Annotated in this window: 18 protein-coding genes; 6 read left to right on the top strand and 12 right to left on the bottom strand. The window is 43.0% G+C overall.

Annotated features, from left to right (window positions below; genetic code table 11):
* Positions 1-84: 84 nt before the first annotated feature.
* Positions 85-1,242, bottom strand: coding sequence for a tyrosine--tRNA ligase (locus tag COU47_02480; protein ID PIR69599.1), 1,158 nt, complete (start codon positions 1,240-1,242; stop codon positions 85-87).
* A 42-nt stretch (positions 1,243-1,284) separates the two neighbouring features.
* Here COU47_02480 and COU47_02475 point away from each other — a divergent pair, with 42 nt between their 5' ends.
* A complete protein-coding gene (locus tag COU47_02475) occupies positions 1,285-3,894 on the top strand; it encodes a hypothetical protein (GenBank protein PIR69598.1) in 2,610 nt (869 codons plus the stop codon).
* Positions 3,895-3,938: 44 nt separating this feature from the next.
* Here COU47_02475 and dnaN read toward each other — a convergent pair whose 3' ends face one another.
* Both dnaN and dnaA read right to left on the bottom strand, forming a co-directional pair.
* A complete protein-coding gene (gene dnaN / locus COU47_02470) occupies positions 3,939-5,036 on the bottom strand; it encodes a DNA polymerase III subunit beta (GenBank protein ID PIR69597.1) in 1,098 nt (365 codons plus the stop codon).
* Between the two features lie 228 nt (positions 5,037-5,264).
* A complete protein-coding gene (dnaA, locus tag COU47_02465; protein PIR69596.1) occupies positions 5,265-6,629 on the bottom strand; it encodes a chromosomal replication initiator protein DnaA in 1,365 nt (454 codons plus the stop codon).
* 162 nt (positions 6,630-6,791) lie between these two features.
* Between dnaA and COU47_02460 the strand changes: the two genes are divergently transcribed.
* Genes COU47_02460 through COU47_02440 form a run of 5 tightly spaced genes read left to right on the top strand, consistent with a single transcriptional unit; the run spans position 6,792 to position 8,737 of the window.
* A complete protein-coding gene (locus tag COU47_02460) occupies positions 6,792-6,929 on the top strand; it encodes a 50S ribosomal protein L34 (GenBank protein ID PIR69595.1) in 138 nt (45 codons plus the stop codon).
* A gap of 7 nt (positions 6,930-6,936) precedes the next feature.
* Positions 6,937-7,278 carry a ribonuclease P protein component gene (rnpA, locus tag COU47_02455; protein PIR69594.1) on the top strand — a complete coding sequence of 114 codons (342 nt, stop codon included), beginning with the start codon at positions 6,937-6,939 and terminating at the stop codon, positions 7,276-7,278.
* Positions 7,271-7,498: a membrane protein insertion efficiency factor YidD gene (gene yidD / locus COU47_02450; GenBank protein ID PIR69593.1), complete on the top strand. Its 228-nt coding sequence runs from the start codon at positions 7,271-7,273 to the stop codon at positions 7,496-7,498. Before rnpA ends, yidD begins: the two co-directional genes overlap by 8 nt.
* An 8-nt stretch (positions 7,499-7,506) precedes the next feature.
* Positions 7,507-8,241 (top strand): hypothetical protein, encoded by a 735-nt coding sequence (locus COU47_02445; GenBank protein ID PIR69592.1) that lies wholly within the window; start codon positions 7,507-7,509, stop codon positions 8,239-8,241.
* Positions 8,242-8,263: 22 nt separating this feature from the next.
* Complete coding sequence (locus COU47_02440; GenBank protein PIR69591.1) at positions 8,264-8,737, top strand: hypothetical protein; 474 nt, start codon at positions 8,264-8,266, stop codon at positions 8,735-8,737.
* A 50-nt stretch (positions 8,738-8,787) separates the two neighbouring features.
* Here COU47_02440 and COU47_02435 read toward each other — a convergent pair whose 3' ends face one another.
* The 9 genes from COU47_02435 to COU47_02395 form a co-directional block, all read right to left on the bottom strand.
* Positions 8,788-9,933, bottom strand: coding sequence for a hypothetical protein (locus tag COU47_02435; protein PIR69590.1), 1,146 nt, complete (start codon positions 9,931-9,933; stop codon positions 8,788-8,790).
* Between the two features lie 2 nt (positions 9,934-9,935).
* The gene (locus tag COU47_02430) at positions 9,936-11,003 is read right to left on the bottom strand and encodes a hypothetical protein (protein ID PIR69589.1); all 1,068 of its coding nucleotides are present in this window, start codon (positions 11,001-11,003) and stop codon (positions 9,936-9,938) included.
* Positions 10,993-11,967 (bottom strand): hypothetical protein, encoded by a 975-nt coding sequence (locus COU47_02425; protein PIR69588.1) that lies wholly within the window; start codon positions 11,965-11,967, stop codon positions 10,993-10,995. The genes COU47_02430 and COU47_02425 overlap by 11 nt, the downstream gene beginning before the upstream one ends.
* Before the next feature lie 12 nt (positions 11,968-11,979).
* Positions 11,980-12,468 carry a hypothetical protein gene (locus COU47_02420; GenBank protein PIR69587.1) on the bottom strand — a complete coding sequence of 163 codons (489 nt, stop codon included), beginning with the start codon at positions 12,466-12,468 and terminating at the stop codon, positions 11,980-11,982.
* A gap of 5 nt (positions 12,469-12,473) precedes the next feature.
* Positions 12,474-14,300 carry a conjugal transfer protein TraC gene (locus COU47_02415; protein PIR69586.1) on the bottom strand — a complete coding sequence of 609 codons (1,827 nt, stop codon included), beginning with the start codon at positions 14,298-14,300 and terminating at the stop codon, positions 12,474-12,476.
* Between the two features lie 107 nt (positions 14,301-14,407).
* Positions 14,408-15,100 (bottom strand): hypothetical protein, encoded by a 693-nt coding sequence (locus tag COU47_02410; GenBank protein PIR69585.1) that lies wholly within the window; start codon positions 15,098-15,100, stop codon positions 14,408-14,410.
* A 1-nt stretch (position 15,101) separates the two neighbouring features.
* Complete coding sequence (locus COU47_02405; protein ID PIR69584.1) at positions 15,102-15,563, bottom strand: hypothetical protein; 462 nt, start codon at positions 15,561-15,563, stop codon at positions 15,102-15,104.
* A gap of 17 nt (positions 15,564-15,580) precedes the next feature.
* Positions 15,581-16,477 carry a hypothetical protein gene (locus COU47_02400; GenBank protein PIR69583.1) on the bottom strand — a complete coding sequence of 299 codons (897 nt, stop codon included), beginning with the start codon at positions 16,475-16,477 and terminating at the stop codon, positions 15,581-15,583.
* 13 nt (positions 16,478-16,490) lie between these two features.
* Complete coding sequence (locus COU47_02395; GenBank protein PIR69582.1) at positions 16,491-18,746, bottom strand: hypothetical protein; 2,256 nt, start codon at positions 18,744-18,746, stop codon at positions 16,491-16,493.
* Positions 18,747-18,748: the final 2 nt, after the last annotated feature.

The raw sequence follows: 18,748 nt of genomic DNA, 5'->3' as shown, positions 1-18,748 counted from the left end.
AGATCTTGGAGACGACGAAGACTCTTTAGAAGACGAAGAATAAATAATAAAAAACAATCCCGCAAGAAACGGGGTTGTTTTTTATTATTTTTTCTTTATCTGAAAAAACATCTTTTTTCCTATACGTAACACTCCGTCCGCGGGATACTGAAACGACACAGAATCAACCTTCTTCCCTTCGAATTCCACCGCTCCCTGCTTCACAAGCCGCCGAAGCTCCGATTGAGACATATGCATTGCGCGGGCAGTATCTCCCAATGAGCTGGCGATAATTCGTGTGGGATTTTGAGGCCTGCCTTTTTGAAATGTATCTTCGAAATTCTTTTGTGCTTTTTTCGCTTTGCCAGAATCATGCAGCATTTCAACCAACAAAAACGCAAGACGCTTTTTCGATTCCATGGGATTTGCCTGCTTGTCAGGCCGCTCGTCAACCAATCCATAATATACAGGCAACACATCATCCGAAACAGACATCACTTTCCCAAATATCTCATCCGGAGTGTCTGAAAAATTTATGCTATTACCAAAACTTTTTGACATTTTTTTTGCTCCGTCTGTTCCCACAAGAAGCGGGAGTGTAATGACATCCTGTTCCGGCACATGAAACCGGCGTTGCATCTTCCTCCCCATAAGTAAATTGAATTTTTGATCTGTCCCACCTATTTCAATATCTGATGAAACCGCGACAGAATCATACCCCTGGAAAAGGGGATACAACATTTCAAGTATACTAACGTCGGAGCCGGACCGTATCCGTTTTTGAAAATCATCCCGCTCTAATACGCGCTGGACGGTAAACCGGGAAAACATATCCACAAAAAAAGAAAAGCGCCTCTTAGAAAACCATTCGCTATTATAACGAATTTCGCATTTCTTTATATCAAGTATTCGCGACGCCTGATCAGTGTATTTTTTCATATTGCGGCGCACGTCTTTCTCTGTAATCATGGGGCGGGCAGCACTCCTATCAGACGGATCTCCAATAATACCCGTGAAATCCCCTATAATTAACACAATGATACATCCGATGTCTTGGAATTTTCGGAGCATGCGGAGCGGAATGATGTGGCCGAGATGCAAATCAGGTGCGGTGGGGTCAATACCGAACTTCACCCTTGTTTTTTTTCTTTCAATCTTCTTTACAAAGCTTTTCCTATCAATTATCTCTACCGCAGACCCTATAATTTCCTGGATAATTGCGTCTCTTGATTTTTTCTTTTTTTCTTTCATAATACTACTCATTCCTTATAGAGTTATATATACTTAAAAGTATAGCAGAAAAAAATGCTTCCCAGAATAATAAAAAAGAGAACTATCAGGAAGATAAAAAAGGTGCTGTTTTCGCACCAATTCCTGTCCATAAGTATTGGTGTGTTGTTTTTATGCATCGCGGGGTTTTCTGTTTGGGTAATCACTCTTGATATACCCGATGTTTCTCTATTCACAGACCGAAAAATAGAACAATCAACAAAGATATACGACAACACCGGCACGGTACTCTTGTATGATGTGCACGGCTCTGTAAAACGAACGATTATTCCTTTTGAAGACATTCCCCGTAATGTTAAAAACGCAACCGTGGCAATCGAGGATTCTGATTTTTACAACCATCACGGCATCAGTATTGAGGGTATCGTGCGCGCATTTTTCACCAACATCCTCTCAGGAGACCTCACCGGGCAGGGAGGCTCCACGATTACCCAACAACTTATAAAAAACGCTCTCTTTTCAAGCAAAAAGGAATACACAAGAAAATTAAAAGAAGTAATTCTCGCAATAAAAATCGAACAGATTCTTTCTAAGGAAGAAATCCTTAATCTCTATCTCAATGAAATACCATATGGAGGACAAACATATGGAATAGAAGCTGCTAGCCAAACATTCTTTGGGAAACCCGCAAAAGAACTCACCCTCGCGGAATCGGCGTATCTCGCATCCCTCCCGCAATCGCCGACATATTATTCGCCGTATGGCCTACATAAAGACGCGCTCGAGAAACGAAAAAACATTGTATTGTCTCGCATGAATGAGCTCGGTTTTATTTCAAAAGAAGAAGCGGAGGTGGCGATGCAGAAAGACGTTCAATTCATCGGGCGCGCCGATGAAAGCCTCAAAGCACCCCATTTTGTAATGTATGTGCTCGATCTGCTGGGAGAAAAATACGGGAGAGATACCGTGGACACAGGAGGTCTCAAGGTTACAACGTCATTAAACTGGGAGTTGCAACAAAAAGCGGAGGACCTCACCAATCAATTTGTAACAGACGAGGAAGAAAAATTCGGCGTGTTTAATGCGGGTATGATTGGTATAGACCCAAAGACCGGGGGTATACAAGTTATGGTTGGCTCTAAGGACTTTTGGGGAGAACCGAAACCTGACGGATGCACATCCGGAGTAAATTGCTTATTTGATCCCCAGGTAAACACCACAATCAGTCTGCGCCAGCCAGGCTCATCCTTTAAGCCTATTGTATACACCACAGCACTCAAAGAAGGATATACACCAGAAACGGTCGTTTTTGATCTTCCTACGGAATTCAATCCTTCTTGTAACGCAAACACCCAACTAAACACATACGGGGAGGGTTCAGTCTGTTACGCACCAGGTAATTACGATAATATTTTCCGGGGTCCAATGACATTCCGGGAAGCGCTCGCTCAATCAGTAAACATTCCCGCGGTAAAGGTGTTATATCTTGCAGGCCTTACCAACTCCTTATCGACTGCGCGCACGCTCGGTATATCAACCCTCAACGATCCGAATCGATATGGTCTCACACTCGTTCTCGGAGGAGGGGAGGTAAAATTACTAGAGATGGCAGGCGCATACTCAGTGTTTGCTAATAATGGCGCAAAAAACACCCCCACAGCAATATTAAAAGTGGAAACAAACGAAGGAAAAACACTTGAAGAATATACACCACCACAAACACAAGTACTTGACCCTGAAATAGCGCATCAAATAAATAGTATGCTTTCCGATAATACAGCACGCACACCTGCATTTGGGGAGCGTTCATATCTTTATTTCCCCGGACGAGATGTCGCAGCAAAAACAGGAACAACAAACGATTATCGAGACGCATGGGTTGTGGGGTACACACCAAACTTCACACTTGGTGTATGGTTTGGGAACAGCGACAACACACCTATGGAGAAACAGGTGGCAGGCTTTATCGCAGCACCGCTATGGAACTCTTTTTTCACCGAAGCGCTTAACACGCTTCCCATTGAGAACTTTACACCCCCACCACCCCAAAAAACACAAAAGCCGGTATTAAGCGGTGAGTGGAGGGGATCATACGCATACACTATAGACTCTATATCAGGAAAACTCGCTACAGAATATACCCCCACAGAACTCCAACAACAAAAAGTCTTAACACAAATCCACTCAATATTGTACTGGGTTGATAAAAATAATCCACAGGGAGACATACCTGAAAACCCATCAAAAGACCCCCAATTTTCTTTATGGGAGTATGCGGTTCGTAGGTGGGCAGAATCGCAACACATCCAAGAACAAACAACAAATGACATCCCAAAGGAATTCGACACTATACACAGACCAGAACACAAACCATCAGTTTCTTTTACATCACCTACACCACTCACTACACACCCTGGAGAAACGCTATCTTTCTCAATACAAGCAAATGGAAATTTTCCCATAAAACAAATTGATGTATTTATTGGGAACTTCTTTTTAGGAAGCGTCATAGTAAACCAACAAAAAAATACACACACAATAACAAAAGAAATTCCATTTATAGATATAAATGGAAAAACAACCCTACTGGTGCGTGTATATGATTCCGTAGGAAACTCAAACTTTACAGAAAAACCAATCACTATATGTAACCCCGGAGACCCTTCGGGTGAGTGTACACAATAAAAAACACCCATAATTGTGGGTGTTTTTTATTGTGTATGAAAGTTTTATATATTCTTCATCGGCATAGCGAGATAAATATAACTCGCATTATATGGATTCTGTATTAATACCGGCTTTGACTCGCCATTAAAACGGAGAATAATATCATCTGAGGATATTTGATTAATGCCATCAATAATATAACCATAATTAAAATTAACACTTAAGCGCTCTCCGGTTACCTTGGCGGGTATTTGGCTCACATACTCCCCAATATCACTATTTTTTGTAACAACCTCAAATAAATTATCCTCAGGATACACATTAAAACACACCTCCCGAAGACGCCCCGAAAAAATACTTGCTCCACGTATCGCTTTTAGAAAGTTTGATTTTTTAAGCGTAACCTCTGTAGCAAACGAAGTTGGTATGATCTGCTCATATTGAGGAAATGACGCATCACGCAAACGAGCGAAATATAAAAAATTATTACCACGCAGAATTGCTTGATTTGAATCAAACAATATCTCAAGCGAAGACGGAAAAATCTCCACCACCTTAATCAACTCAAGCACATGACGAAACGGGAAAAGAAGAGAATAATATTGATCTGAAGAAAAAGGTATCGTCTTTTCTGCTAACCGAAATGAATCTGTTGCTACAAATTTAATACCTTTTTTTTGGACACTAAAAAGAACACTTGATATCTCTGGCTTTATTTCGGATGACGACGCAGCAATAACAACACTTAATAAATCTCTAGATAAATCATCATTAGAAATCTGTATAGATGTTGTTTTTTTTAACTTAGGAAATGGAGGAAAGTCATCAGCAGAATACCCCTTAATGGTTGTTGAAGTTGACGGCGTCGTTACAACTAGATTTCCATTCTTCACATCAAGCGTTATCCGCTCATCAGGTAAGGTGGTTAAAAAAGATGAGAATGTCTTCGCAGGAACAACAACAGACCCTTTTCTTTTTGTTTTCGTGGGCACAAACACCTCAATACCGGTATCAAGATTTGTCGATCGCACATACAACTTATTCTCACTGCTTTCTAAAAGGACGCCTTTCAGTAATGGAAGGTTCTCCTCTGCGCTTGTGTGCCGCTCAGCTACCGTGAGTGCTTTTTGCAGATCTTCTTTTACACAAGATGTGTTCATATGATAACTATATATTCTTTATACTTAATTAGTAGTAACAATAGGGGGTGTGAATAATGTGTATAAGGTGAATGATTGTTATTGTGTAAGGTTTATTTTGTCTTCTTGGTGTTAATATTGTGTGTAGTTTTTTGTGTGCGGTGTGTGTATTGTGTGTTCTTGCTGTGGTTTATTTTTTTTATTCTTTTTTATATTCACATACAGTACACATCTTTATTCAGGGCGGAGTTATTCTTGATTATAGTAAAAATTTAGTCGAATTTGTTTTATTTCCTCCTGGAGTTGTTTGTCTTTTTTGATATCGCGCGATATTTTTTCATATGAGTGTATCGCTGTTGTGTGATCTCTTCCGCCAAGTTTTTGTCCGATGTAGGGGTATGATCCATTAAAATCTTCTCGAAGAAGGTACATTGCTATTTGGCGAGGTTTTACAATATCTTTCCTCCTTGTTTTTTCTATAAGGAATTTTTCTTGTGTATTATAAAATTTACTTACAGCGCGGATTATTTGTTTTGCGGTAACCACCTTTCTTGGTTGGATGTGTTTTGAGAGTATTTCTTTCACCTCGTTTATAGAGAGAGGGCTTTTTTGGAGTTTTAATCGGACAGCGATAAGGTTAAGAGCGCCTTCTAGTTCGCGAATATTTGATTTTATAGATGCCGCTATATATTCCAAGACATCATCCGCTATTGTGAGGTCTTTCTCCTTCCTTTTTGTGTGAAGTATTGCGAGACGGGCCTCGTACTCCGGCTCTGATATGTCGGCTATCATACCTCCCTCAAAGCGCGACCGGAGGCGTTCCTCAAGGTTTTCTATTAGTTTTGGGGGTCTGTCTGATGATAAAATAATCTGCTTATTGTTCTCGTATAGCGTGTTGAATGTGTGAAATATTTCTTCTTGGGTCTGAACTTTTTTTGATATAAATTGAATGTCGTCAATAATAAGCAAATCTATCATCCGATACCGTTCTTTGAAATAATTTGTTTCTTTATTTTGAACAGCTGTTATAAATTCATTTGTAAACTTTTCCGATGATATGTATTTTATCTTTGTGTGCGGGTTTTTTCTGCGTATTTCGTTTCCTACAGCTTGTAAGAGGTGTGTTTTTCCCAACCCAACACCACCGTAGATGAAAAACGGGTTATAAACCGCACCGAGGTTATTTACAATAGCCTGAGAGGCAGCATATGCGAGCTCATTAAAAGAACCCACAATAAAGTTATCAAAAGAATAGCGTGGGTTGAGGTTTGTTTCTTTGTCTATAGAGAGCTCGGATATTTCTTGTTGTTCCTGGGGTTGTTGTTTTTTAACCAAAGATGCCGGTTGTTGTTTCTGAGAAAGTTTTGGAAGTATAGAAAACTCCACAGACCGAACATCGGGGACAAAATTTCGTATTATTTTAAGAATAGGTTTTTGGTATTTTGATTCTATCCATTCTTTTACAAAAGCATTCGGCACGCCGACGGTAATTGCTTGGTCTTTTTGTTCAGTAATAATGGTATGCTGAAACCAGGTAATAAAATTAGCTGTTGAAACTTCGAACCGTATTTCCTCAAGCGTCTTTTGCCACAACTCCTCGTTTGTCATAAACATAAGCAGGTCTGTTTAGAATAAAAAAAAGAATAGATATAATGGTATTATAGCACCCGCAGTTTTTTATAAAGAAACCCCGATAAGGTTACTACTTATGTTAACAATCTGTGGATGAGCTGTTAATATTGTAAATATAAAATTCTGTGGTAAAGTAAGAAACACATGCCAAAACGAACCTATCAACCCAAAAAAAGGAAGAGAAAGAGGTCTCACGGATTTTTAAAGAGAAAAAGCACGACGGCAGGAAGGAATGTTGTTCGCAGAAGAAGGCAGAAAGGGCGGAAAAGAGTAGTTGTCTAAAGGACATATGAGCGCTCTCCCTCATGAATATCGTCTTTCCTCGTATGAGGTGAAGCTTGTTTTCGTGCGCGGGAAAAGAGAAAAAGGAAGTGGCATTACTTTATATTATAAGAAGAATAACAAACCCCGCCCGCGCTTTGCTGTGGTGATATCTTCTAAGGTTGCAAAAAAAAGCGTTACCCGCAACACCATGCGCAGAAAAACAAAAGATATCCTGTTTCGTTTTGTCTCTTCCATCAAAAAGGGGTATGATATTATTATTGTTTTTCAAAAGCAGTTTCGTAAAAGACAGGATATAGAAGACGCAGTATTATATGTTTTGAAAAAACAATCCCTGTTATATGAATAGTGTTGTTCGGCAGAGCATTGCTCTCTATCAAAAAATCCTTTCTCCTGACAAAAATATATTTATAAAGCGGACGCCGTCATGCCGCTTTTTTCCGTCTTGTTCTGAGTATGGCCTTGAGGCGTTTCAGCGTTTCGGTTTTTTTAAGGCTTTTTTTTATACCACAAGAAGAGTGTTTCGCTGCCATCCGTTTTCAAAAGGAGGGCATGACCCTCTTCCATAATACATACCATGGGATTTCTTCTTTCTATCTATAACGATTTCTTTTTTCAGCCGCTCTTCAATGCGCTTGTATTTCTTACCGGCCTGATGCCTCTTCATGATCTGGGGCTTGCGGTAATTGTTCTTACTGTGTTGGTTCGGTTTGTTATTTTTCCTTTTACTCATCGTTCTATTGTTACCCAAATAAAAATAAGAGAGATTGAGCCAGAAATTAAAAAAATACGAGAAAAACATAAGAATAATCAACAGGAGATTGCTCAGAAAACAATGGAATTATACAAACAGCATGGTGTTTCGCCGTTTTCCGGATGTCTCATGCTTATTATTCAGTTCCCCGTGCTCATTGCTCTGTACCAGGTATTCATTAAATCTATTTCTGATTCGGCACATTTACTATATTCTTTTATTGCTCTCCCCGAAAAGATAAATGTTCAATTCCTTTCCCTCGTAAATCTTACAGAGGCCAGCCTTATTGTTGCTATCCTTGCGGGGCTTTCACAGTTTATACAAATGAAGCTTGCCATCCCTCCCAACACAGAAAAAGCGGGGGCGAGCTCTCCTGAAGACATGACAAAGCGATTCATGAGCCAGGCGAAGTATATCTTTCCTATATTTATTATTCTGATATCATTACGTTTTCCTGCAGCGCTCGCACTCTATTGGACAACGTCCAATGTTTTTGCTATCCTACACGAAGGTGTTGTGAGAAAAAAATCGTTTGCTCTGGCTCCCGAGAACCAATAATCCTCTCCAGCACCGGAGCACAATGGATAAAGAAGCACAAGAAAAAATTTCTTTTTTATTACATACGCTTATCGAAAAGATGGGCGTTACGGCGTCTTTGGATGCCGTGGAATATTTGGATGGGCTCAAATTTAATGTAAAAAGTTCTGATGCCGCTATTCTTATCGGGGAAAATGGAGCGCATCTGCGTGCTATAAATCATGTTATGCGCCGCATTGTTGATAGAGAGACTGGATTTAGTCCGGAAGAACAAAAAGAACGGATGCAGTTTGTTGTTGATGTAAATGACTATAACAAACAAAAAGCAGACCAGTTGTATGAGCTTGCGCGGATGTCTGCGCAACGAGTTCGCTATTTTAAAAAGGAGCTTGAGATGAAGCCCATGTCTCCTTTTGAGAGGCGTATTATTCATACGGCACTTATGGAGTATCCGGATATCGCAACGGAAAGCAGGGGGGAAGGAGAATATCGGTATGTTGTTATAAAGCCAATTTGATAACTATTAAAAACCCGCGCGTGCTCGCGCGGGTTTTTTGATTGTGCCAGTTATTCGTTAAGGTGCACGCTCCACAGTGTGCCGTCTTTTTTGTTTGTGAGGAACAGATGATCCGCCGCGTCGCTTATGCGTATTTCTGCCACATCAATATCGGGAAGTGTTTTTACTATCGTTTTTTCGAATGAGCTTGTATTTATCCACCAAATACGATCGTTCAATGTAACGGAGCCCGAGAACCAATCATCCGGGTATGAGCCGCGGGACATTGTTGTTGGTATACCGCAATACACAACGATGTCGTCTTCCCATACGCATTTTTGCGCGAGTCCCTCTGTCCCCAGATCCTCAACCGTCCCTGTTTGCAGATTAAACACGAAGAGATTTGATTTTCCTGTTCCCGCGTTTGATTGCGAAAACAATATTCGTCGCTTATTCTTGGACCACGCAATATCAAGTCCCGGTATATTGCCTAATAGTTTCTCAAATGAGCCGACATCAATATTGTATCGGTATAAAAAACCTGCGGCGAATGCGGATGGGGGAGTAAGAAAAGAGATTTCCCGGGGGCTGTACCACTCAACGACAAAATTTGTGTCAGGGAGGCGGACAACTTGAGTTTGAGCGGTGTTGTCGGTGCTTGCCGCTATGCCGATGATGTCATTGTCTCCCGGAACGGTGTAAAACACACGAAGACGCTCCGGTGCGTATGAAAAAGAAAGGATGTCTGTGGGAAGAATAACCCCGTCAGTTTTTGAGTTTCCGAACTGCGATAAAACCGTTTTTATTTCTTCGTTTTCCCGGTAGCGCAAAATGGCGTAATTTTCATTTTCTGACCAGAGCGCATCAATACTTTGAGGGATGGTTGTGTTGGATATTTTTATTTGCGTTTGTCCGTCAGCGGAGGAATCAAATACATGGCCGGTTGTTTTTTCTATGAAACGCACCCCCGCAGTAGCAGGCGTAAATCCGCTTATTGCTCCGTTTGTTATTTTAATCAGATCTCGTTCAGACGGCAGAATGCCGCTTGATGTTGGGGGAGGGTTTTGTGTTTGTGATTGCGGGAAGGATGAGCCTTGATTGTTTGGTTCTGGAGCCTGCACATTTCCCGGGCCGTTTTGGGACGCTAGCAAAACAATACCGATAGCAATAATGCCTATAAAAAGTATGATGAGTCCGATGGCGAGCGGTTTAGACATAATTAAAATGAAACATGAAGATGGCGTGAGCTCTCGTTAAAATTGCAATTATGCCGATATTGGGCATCTTGTGGCGCAGTACATATGGTGCTTATGCCGAGGGATGACGCATTATCGTGCAGATAGCTTGCAAGCGGCTCGTTAAAAGAAAGGTCAACTATGGGCTTTCCCGGTCCGTGTGTTTGGTGTCCCACCTCCGTGCCTCCGGTTATCGTAATGGAGCATCCGCATTGCTGTTTAATTGAAATAAGGCTTTGTACGGTAGAGGCCGGTATGCCTTCAAGTGATGTGCAGGATGGGTTTTGTTGGTCACTGCAGCCTCCGCTTGATGTTACCTGTATCCCGGCAGCGTTAAGCTGGCTTCGTGCCTCTTCGTCAGTAAGCGTCCCTGGTGTAGGGGGGTTGTCTTGGTTGTTGCCGGGAGGGTTTGGCTGTTCGTTCTCCGGGGGGTTTAAGCCTCCGCCTCCAGGGAGCCCTCCCCCGACGAGATTAGGATTGATGGTGTTTAAAACAAGCCAGGACATGAAGGCGAGGATAAGTCCCAAAACAGCTTTGATTATCATGTCTTTCGCATCCTCTATTGCTGCGGGGTTTCCTGCAGCGGCAATCCACTTAAATCCCGCAAACACGATCATCACAAACGCGAGGAGCGCTGCGATAGAAAGAAGTGCGGGGAAAAGCCAGTTTAAAAATTGTATAAAAAGCGCGCCGCCATCGTTTGATGAAGAAGACCCCCCAATAGTAGGCGTGTCCGCTCCCCCAGCGCTCCCCGGGACAGACGCCTGTGTGCACGATGCCCCACAGGCCGCCGCACAGCTCTCGAGCGGGTTCGTAGGGTTGGGTGGGTATGCCGACCCGTCTATAGGACAAATTTCAATGGTTGTATTGTTGTCGGGAACAGTCGACTGCGCACATGAACCGTTACATTGCGTTGCGCATAAGTCTTGTTGAAGAAATACGGTTGTTCCCCCAATTGGAGTCGTGCAAACCCACACCTCTCTAGCAAATGCTGGCTGAGCAAAAACAATTAACGTCACTATGAAAAATATATAAAAACACTTATTGAACATTGATGGCAATTTTTGCTAATGCTTTTTGAATGGTGTGCTTTGTATTTTGGATAAGCACCTCGAGCGTTATTGTTTGGCGTCCCGATTTTTCAGATGAAAATTGGAATATATGAACAGGTGAAGTCTTTTTTTCTTCTCCATTTTGGGACCACGTATAGGAGAGAGACTGCGTATCTTCTTCAGGAAAAAAATAGGGAACCGCCCGAAACGCCTTTATTTCACTTGAGTGGAGCGTTTTTTGGGATAGGGCGACATTCATAAACGGTCCTTCTAAGGGGCGCTCCTCGTATAAAAATACTTCTGGTTGGTGCACGGGAATGAATACGCTTTTTTCAAATGAGATATCCTTTTCGTTATTTTTTACTTTGGCCGTTATTTCCTGATTTGTGGGGGACGCGCCTGCGGTAAAGCGATAAGTGTTTTTTCCGGTGCCAGACGCGGATTCGTCCCGTTTTCCGTCAAGGAGCCACTCAAATTCCAGGTCGCTCACGGAGCTCGTAAATCCTCCCGAAGAAAAATGAGGAATAGCGACAACGGCTATTGAAGAAAATGGGCTTGGAAGCGCTTTCCCTTTATATTCCGGGGGGATTGTCGTGTCTGCTTTCCATAAGAGGTCAACATCACCCAAAAGAAATTCTGTGGTTGCGGTTATCTCTTTCCCGTCAATGGTGCGGGCGGTTGCACTTATAACCTCTTTTTTTCCTATTGCTCCAGTGCGGAACTTGAATGATTTTGAGCCTGTCCCTGAAAGCGATATGCTGCCGTTTCTTGTCCATGTAATAAAGGACGCATTGATATCAAAACTAAAACCGCGGAGTTCTGCGGTGACCTCTTCATCTGGACCGGGGGAAAGCGGGTTCAGTATTATTGTGGCGGTACCTTCTTTTGTGGTCTGGGCGGCTGCGGCTGTGTACAAAAGAAAAAGTGCCGCACATAGTATAGGAAATGTTTTTTTTATGCTCATTGATAAGATGTATCAAGACGCGGCTATGGCTTGTGCTTGTTTTTGGAGAGCGTGCAGTTTTTTAATCTCGCCTGCTGCCTGGGCGCGCTTGTGATTGTTATATAGTATAGAAAGAACAACTATTGCGGTCCATGTCGGCAGAATATCAGCAACCGGTATCAATTCTATAATGCCCGCCTCAATGCTTCCAGGTGCACGCTTTAGTTTACGCCACCACATCCAGAAACCTACGATCATCCATGTCACTATGTCTAGTATATCACCCAGGATAGGTATTGAGCCAATGACTAGCCAATCAACAATATCGGAAATTAAGGCAAATCCGACCATTGATATTGATTCTGTGAGGTTTATTTTCGGAGGCAAAGAATCTTTAATAGCGTTGATTTGGCGCATTATCTTTTGAACCTCTCTTTTTTTTTCTTGTTCCTTTTTTTGTTCTGCGCGCCTTTCTTGAAGAGCAAGTGACCGCGCCTGTTCAATGGTGTTCTCTTCTGCCATAGGGATTATGAGTTACTTTCCCCTTGGGTGCTTTTAAATTCTTGCTTCGCTTTTTTGATTGCGAGGAGCTGAGCGGGGTCTGATGTAATGATTTGGTCTTCGGTGTAAGACGCAATAATTTTGATTGCGACATGCTTGAGACCCGCAAAAAAGATACCCTCTCCCACCTCCGCTTCTAAGAGGAGGAACTTCTCTTCCTCGGTAAGGTTAAAGGTTTCCTGCACAAGGTCTATTGTTGCGGGAGACTGTTTCAATAAAAGCTGCATGGAAGAGTTGGTGATGATGGGTATGCCATAAGGAGAGCGCAAAAAATCGCCCACATCTTGGGTTACAGTTGCTACTCCCAGGTAATACTTACGCGCCCGTTTTGCGATACCGAATAAGAATGATGCGCCATCTTCTTCTTTCATAATCCACCACGCCTCATCCACTACGAGAAGGCGTTTTTTGAGGTTTCTTCGGATGACATTCCATATATGGTGCACGATAAGATAGATGGCAACCGGCCGGAGTTCGTCAGACATGTCTCGGACGGAAAATACCACCATTTTTTTGTTGATATCCACATTTGTCGGTTTGTTGATGAAGTCCGCCCATGTTCCTTGAGTATATTTGCGCAGGCGCATCGCAAGGGATTCGCCTCCTTCCATGTTTGCCAGAATGAGCTCAAGGTCGGAGAGTGTCGGAGGAATGACGCCCGCAAGATCTGATTCTGCGGTGATGTCGCGCGAGGCGTATGTTTCGGTGATTGCCTGGTCTAAAATAGCGTCTTCTTGCGGACTTAATCCCCCCATCATAATACGAAAAAGCCCGATAAGATTAATGATGTGCTCTCGCAATATCTCAGCGGTAGATTCGTCTTCCTGCGGGACAGGAAGGTCAAACGGGTTAATGTGGTGGTTTGAGGAGAGAGAAATATTAAAATATCTTCCGTCGGTTGTTTCGGCAAGGTATTCATACTCGCGTTCAGGGTCGATTACAATAACCTCCCCCTCAAACATGAGCGCTCGGAGCACCTCAAGCTTGGTTGCATAACTTTTTCCTCCGCCAGCCTTTCCAAAGATAACGGAATTGTAGTTTTCAAGGCTGTATCGGTCGAATAGCACCAAGCTGTTGTTGTGCCGGTTTACACCATATAGTACGCCGCGATTTGAGGTAAGATCAAAAGACACGAATGGGAAGATGCTTGAAAGGGGAGAGGAGTTCAGGCGCGAGTTTACTTCGAGCTGGTCGGAGCCGAATGGGAAAACCGCAACAAGCCCCTGTTCCTGGCGGAAGAGCGCAGGTTTTGTATACACAAGCTTTGATTCTAAAAGAGAACGGACTTCTGATTCCGTTTTATTCAGCTCTTCAATGGAATCTGCGTAAAGCGTTATATATAAACCGAAAGAGAATAAGTGTTCTTGCGCTTGTTGTAATTTATCCCGGAGCGTTTCAAGGTCGCCGTATGCGGTATCAAGTACAGGGTCGCGCACAAATCCTTTTTCTTCTCTGATATGAATCTGAGACTGAACCTCGGCAACTTTCTTTTGGAGCTGGCGTAAAACCTCCGCGGTATCTATGGGGTGAACGAAAAGCGCTACATCAAAAACACGGTCAAGGTTGATAACAGGGGAGAACCAATTCACCGATAAAAAGCGCGGGTATGAAAACACGTAGATTGTGCGTGTAAATTTCTCCCCCAATTTAACGAAATTTGAACTTATCTCAAGAGCGGAGGGAGCGATAACGTCGCGTAATTCCAAAAGGCCCGTTTCGTAGATTTGTTCCGGGAATATTGCAAGGATATCATCCTTTTCTTCTTTTTTCTTTTTTCCAAATCCGAACACCATATCCCGTTAGAAATTTATTCTTTGAAAATAATAATGTCTCATAAAATAATATTGTAATTTGTTTTGTCCTCGTGGGGCTCTTTGCGAGAGATTTCTAGCGGGACAGGCTATACTTCTCCGTCTCCTAATGATGTTTCTATGTGAGGCGTTCCTCCGCGCTCAATCTCTCCCGGATTAAACAAGCTATAATAAAGCTCAATGAGCTCCTCGGTGTTTAGCGGGACGACGCGCACACCAGTGCGCCCGAGTCCCGTTGCTACAGAATTGACCCGTTGCCAGAGCTGGATTTTGTATTCTTCAAACTCTTCGTCCGGAATGTAGTGCTCTTTGTCTTCTTTGTTTCTTTTGAATATATCAGCAAACTGCCCCAACATTCCGCCCCGTTTCGTCTTAATGAGAGGGGGGACATATGAAGCGACAACATAGAATGTCTTTGAAACGATGTTTGCCGCTTGCACAAAGTTTTTTACGAATTCAATATATTCCCGGGTTTGTATTTTTATAAGCTCGTTTGATTGGCCCTGTAGTGCTTCGCGAAGCGTGTCCAAGTACGGCTCAATATCCAGTTTTCGGGACTGAATAAAAAATTGGATAGAAAAATCAAGCGAATTTAAAAGGTTTTGATATTGAGAGATAATCGCATCTTGTTCGTCCACGGACTTGAGCGCAAAGTTAAGCGAAGAAGCCATCAGCACCACATGCATGGACTTGTCTTTGGTAATCGCAATACCGTCCCGTATTTCCTGAAGTGGGACAAAGTTTTGCGCCGCTCTGCTTTTTTTTACTGCTGGTGTTTCCATGTTATTTTTTATTGCGCAGCTCAAACGGCTGCGGGATATTGCGCTCTGCTTTTAAGTTCTTTTGCACATCGAGACTCCACGAAAGATTAGAGAGTCCGCTTTCTTTTTGTCCGCGCGGAACCGTTACCAGTCCTTGTTTTGATTTGCGGAGGATTTCTTCTTTTGGTTTTTTCCTCTTTTTTTCCTCTTTACGCCAGATGTACAGGCGGGAGCGGGAAAGATACTGGATGCCGTGTGAGAGAATGGTAATAAGCGATTCGCCATTCACTTTATAGAACGCAAGACCGAGAGAGAATGCCATAATGGGCACCCCGAGAATTATTGTTACAAACAGCGGAAGAGACACCCAAAGAATAAAAGTAATCGCCACCCCTCCAAGGATATAGATAAATTGTTTTAGCGTGAGAGGTCCGAAAAGCTTGTCTTCTACCTCAATAAATTGTGGCACTTGGAATCGTCGCATACATATGAAAGGTTACATTACTCATCTTTCTTGATATGAGGATTGATATTAAACGACGCTTCCTCAGGAAGTATGGGCTCTCGATATGGATCATGAGCGGATGGCTTCGTTGTCGTATTTGGAGAAGCGTCTTTCTTTCCGTCTTTTGTTACTTCGGACGGTTGTTGATGAAACACCGGATCTTGTATCTTTGCCTCAAACGGAGAAGGCGCTTTGGGTGTGTGTTCTTCCGGCTTTTGAAGAATAGCCGGCTCGTCTCGGGGCTCTTCTATATGCGTTTTTGGCATCTGCGAGGGCATAGGAGGCTTAGATAGGCTTTGTTCTGATGGTTTTTTCAAGACAGAAGGGACTGCCGGTTGTTTCTCTGAAAGTGTTGTTGAGGGCGGCGGTGTTTGTTTTTGTTCTTCCTGTTTTTTCTGGAGTTCAGAGAAGGTGTATGTTTTTTTTGCAGGTGGCGGAACAGGGGGAAGATCCCAGTGACCAAATGGCTTTATGGAGGATGGCGGAGATGTTTTTTCCGGCTCCGGAGCTCTGGCTGGTTCCATTGCAGGGGGCTTAGAAGCGGCGGCTTTTTCGGGAGCGTCTTCGTTTTCTGTGATCTTGTGGAGTGTTTTTAATTCGCTCCGTATTTTTGCAAATATTTGCGCGTTTACTTCTTGGGCGATATTGCGCGCGATATCGCGCTCTACGCCGAGCACTTTTTGTAAGTTTGATATGTACTGATTCGGGTGAGTGACGCCGAGCATGACAAGACTCGTCTCCGTTGAAAGCTCGCCCACCTTGTCGAGGGGGAGGTTGTATTTTTTCCCAATTGCAAGAAGCGTTTCTGAAATTTCTGCAGAAAATATCGCTTCCCGCAACGCTTCGGGGAGCGCTTTGAATCGTTTTTGGATTTCTTCAGGCGTTATGTTCATATGTGTGTATTTTTTATTTTGCTTCTCCGCTTACGTCCGTTGATTTATATGAGGGCGTTTTGTCTTCCGAATGTAATCCATGCGCTCCAGCAAACACTTTATCATTTTCAAATTTGTTTGCGGATGCGGCATCGCCGGCACTTCTGATTTGTGCCGCGACTTGTTTACTCGTGTCCCCAAGACTTTTCATTTCCTTGGAGTAGATTTCTCCTGCTTCTGTAAATTCGCTTAATAGCTTTTGGCGTTGGGCGGGGGTTGTGTAACGAGCCAAGGGGTTGTTGAGCACGGGGCCATTCTTTGTTTGTGTGTCGTGAAGACTTTCAAGAACTTTTTTATCCACCTTTTCAAAATCAATATTTCGTATCGCTTGTCCAATTTCCATCCCGGCCTCCTGATAGAATTGTGGTAAGACGCTTGCCATGTCCTTTGATTGTTTCTTCAGCCCTTCTTTTTGCATTGATTCAAACAAAGCGCTTGTTTCTTCGGCATCAATGCCAACCATTGCTTTTCCTATCTTTTGCATTGTTTCCTTGTCTGCGGTCTTAAGAACCTCTTCTCTTGTATCTTTCCGTATCTCGTTATTTACAAGTTTTTCAGCAAATGCCTTCGGTGCTTCTTTAAAGAACTTCGTTTGCGTTTGGTAGCTTTGCCGTTTAAGTATTGAGTCTATATGAGCCTTGTCTTGGGCGCTTGTGCTGTCTGCGTCGCGCGCTTTTGCAAGGCGTTTGATTGCTTCTTCGTTCTTCAGCATTTCATTTTGCTGTGCGAGAGAACTGCCCTTGAAGCGTGACATAAATTCACGCGGGGCAAGAGACATCATGCTTTTTGCGTACTCCCCGGTATCTTTTGCGCGAGGCGCTGCTAATTTTTCTATGGTGCGCGCTTGGAGACGCGAGAATGCACCGCCCGTCTTAAGCTCTGCCATGCCTTCATCTCCACGTCTGGCCACCTCACGCTCAGCAACTCTGCTTGCAGCATACCCCGCCGCGCCTCCAACAATACCTCCAGCTGCACCCGTAGCGAATTTGCGCACTGATCCCGCCCAAGAGATAGCGGTGCTGCCCGCGTACCCGCCCATACGCCTCGCTACGATTAAGCTTATGTACAGAAGGATAACCTGAATAAGATAATACGCCACAAACGCAACAAAATTGGTCTGATCTCCGTCGCTAATCTTAAATATAGAGTCCTTGACATATGTGCTTGCGCCAAGTGATACAACAATGAAGAAGAAAAAGAGAAATACTGCAGGAAAGAGTGCTTGGTCAATAAGTCTGCTCCACCATTCCCGGGCAATGCTTTGTGTTCGGGGGAGTATCATAAACAGAAATGCCAATGGAGCAAATATCATTAAGACCCATAGAATCGCTATGCGTATGAGGAAAAGGAGCGCTGCTACCAAAAGCACAAAGGCCGCCATAAGAATTAATGCAATACCAAAAACTATTGTAATGATAAGATAAATCGCTGTATTGAGTTCTGCCTGGTCGTCTTTTTCGCTGTTTTCCAATATTTGGTTTTGGGACGAATTTAAGAGCTCATATCTTTCTTTTTGGTCGCTATTCGCAAATCGTGTAGCGAGTTCGCCGGGCTTAAGGCCATCAATGAAGTGTTGGGCTACTTCTTCAGTAGAATCGGCATAGTAGTCTATGGAGTTTCCTTTATTGTTTGTTCTGATAATTGTGGTGAAATAATTAGCAAGGGAGTTTGCGGGAAGAATGGCGTATAGCGTTATGGTAAAAGAAAAGTTGATGAAAAGGGCAACAAGAATGAGGCGGGGGAGGAGTTGTTTTGCTCCATACGATTCGCGCCGGAGAATCGTGGCGATAGCAATGACAAGAAGTATAAAAATAAAAAATATGTTCGTAACATCCCGAACCATTGTCCAGCCTCTTTTAACAACATCTATGTTTTTATATGTATCCGGATTGAGCGCTATGTCTTTTACTTTGTCAAAAATGAACGCGGAAAAAATGAGAACATATCCTACAACATTAAGAAATATTTGAGCTACCCATGCAAGGCCGCGGGCGATACACTTCCCTTTATAAAAATTACTTATCCCGCAATCAGGCGTCTTCCCCAGATCGTTTACTTTATCGGTAGATTCCTTTTGTTCTATCCCAAGGCCGGGATCAGTCCCCCCTATGGGACCTTGTGCGTGTGCATACGAGTAACTCAAGAAAAGTCCTGTGATTGCGACTCCGCAGAGCACGAGGGCGAACAGCGCTGATTTTAAAAAATGAATGTTGGAGAGACGGAATTGCATAA

This window comes from Candidatus Niyogibacteria bacterium CG10_big_fil_rev_8_21_14_0_10_46_36 (assembly GCA_002772995.1).
In the GTDB taxonomy this organism is placed as follows: Bacteria; Patescibacteriota; Minisyncoccia; order 1-14-0-10-42-19; family 1-14-0-10-42-19; genus 1-14-0-10-46-36.
Note: the sequence above shows the minus strand (reverse complement) of the source record. Positions and strands in the feature narration are given on the sequence as shown.

Excerpts from the sequence above, each read along its gene's own strand:
- COU47_02480 (PIR69599.1), bottom strand. The coding sequence starts at position 1,242 with ATGAGTAGTATTATGAAAGAAAAAAAGAAAAAATCAAGAGACGCAATT.
- COU47_02475 (PIR69598.1), top strand. The coding sequence starts at position 1,285 with ATGCTTCCCAGAATAATAAAAAAGAGAACTATCAGGAAGATAAAAAAG.
- dnaN (PIR69597.1), bottom strand. The coding sequence starts at position 5,036 with ATGAACACATCTTGTGTAAAAGAAGATCTGCAAAAAGCACTCACGGTA.
- dnaA (PIR69596.1), bottom strand. The coding sequence starts at position 6,629 with ATGTTTATGACAAACGAGGAGTTGTGGCAAAAGACGCTTGAGGAAATA.
- COU47_02460 (PIR69595.1), top strand. The coding sequence starts at position 6,792 with ATGCCAAAACGAACCTATCAACCCAAAAAAAGGAAGAGAAAGAGGTCT.
- rnpA (PIR69594.1), top strand. The coding sequence starts at position 6,937 with ATGAGCGCTCTCCCTCATGAATATCGTCTTTCCTCGTATGAGGTGAAG.
- yidD (PIR69593.1), top strand. The coding sequence starts at position 7,271 with ATGAATAGTGTTGTTCGGCAGAGCATTGCTCTCTATCAAAAAATCCTT.
- COU47_02445 (PIR69592.1), top strand. The coding sequence starts at position 7,507 with ATGGGATTTCTTCTTTCTATCTATAACGATTTCTTTTTTCAGCCGCTC.
- COU47_02440 (PIR69591.1), top strand. The coding sequence starts at position 8,264 with ATGGATAAAGAAGCACAAGAAAAAATTTCTTTTTTATTACATACGCTT.
- COU47_02435 (PIR69590.1), bottom strand. The coding sequence starts at position 9,933 with ATGTCTAAACCGCTCGCCATCGGACTCATCATACTTTTTATAGGCATT.
- COU47_02430 (PIR69589.1), bottom strand. The coding sequence starts at position 11,003 with ATGTTCAATAAGTGTTTTTATATATTTTTCATAGTGACGTTAATTGTT.
- COU47_02425 (PIR69588.1), bottom strand. The coding sequence starts at position 11,967 with ATGAGCATAAAAAAAACATTTCCTATACTATGTGCGGCACTTTTTCTT.
- COU47_02420 (PIR69587.1), bottom strand. The coding sequence starts at position 12,468 with ATGGCAGAAGAGAACACCATTGAACAGGCGCGGTCACTTGCTCTTCAA.
- COU47_02415 (PIR69586.1), bottom strand. The coding sequence starts at position 14,300 with ATGGTGTTCGGATTTGGAAAAAAGAAAAAAGAAGAAAAGGATGATATC.
- COU47_02410 (PIR69585.1), bottom strand. The coding sequence starts at position 15,100 with ATGGAAACACCAGCAGTAAAAAAAAGCAGAGCGGCGCAAAACTTTGTC.
- COU47_02405 (PIR69584.1), bottom strand. The coding sequence starts at position 15,563 with ATGCGACGATTCCAAGTGCCACAATTTATTGAGGTAGAAGACAAGCTT.
- COU47_02400 (PIR69583.1), bottom strand. The coding sequence starts at position 16,477 with ATGAACATAACGCCTGAAGAAATCCAAAAACGATTCAAAGCGCTCCCC.
- COU47_02395 (PIR69582.1), bottom strand. The coding sequence starts at position 18,746 with ATGCAATTCCGTCTCTCCAACATTCATTTTTTAAAATCAGCGCTGTTC.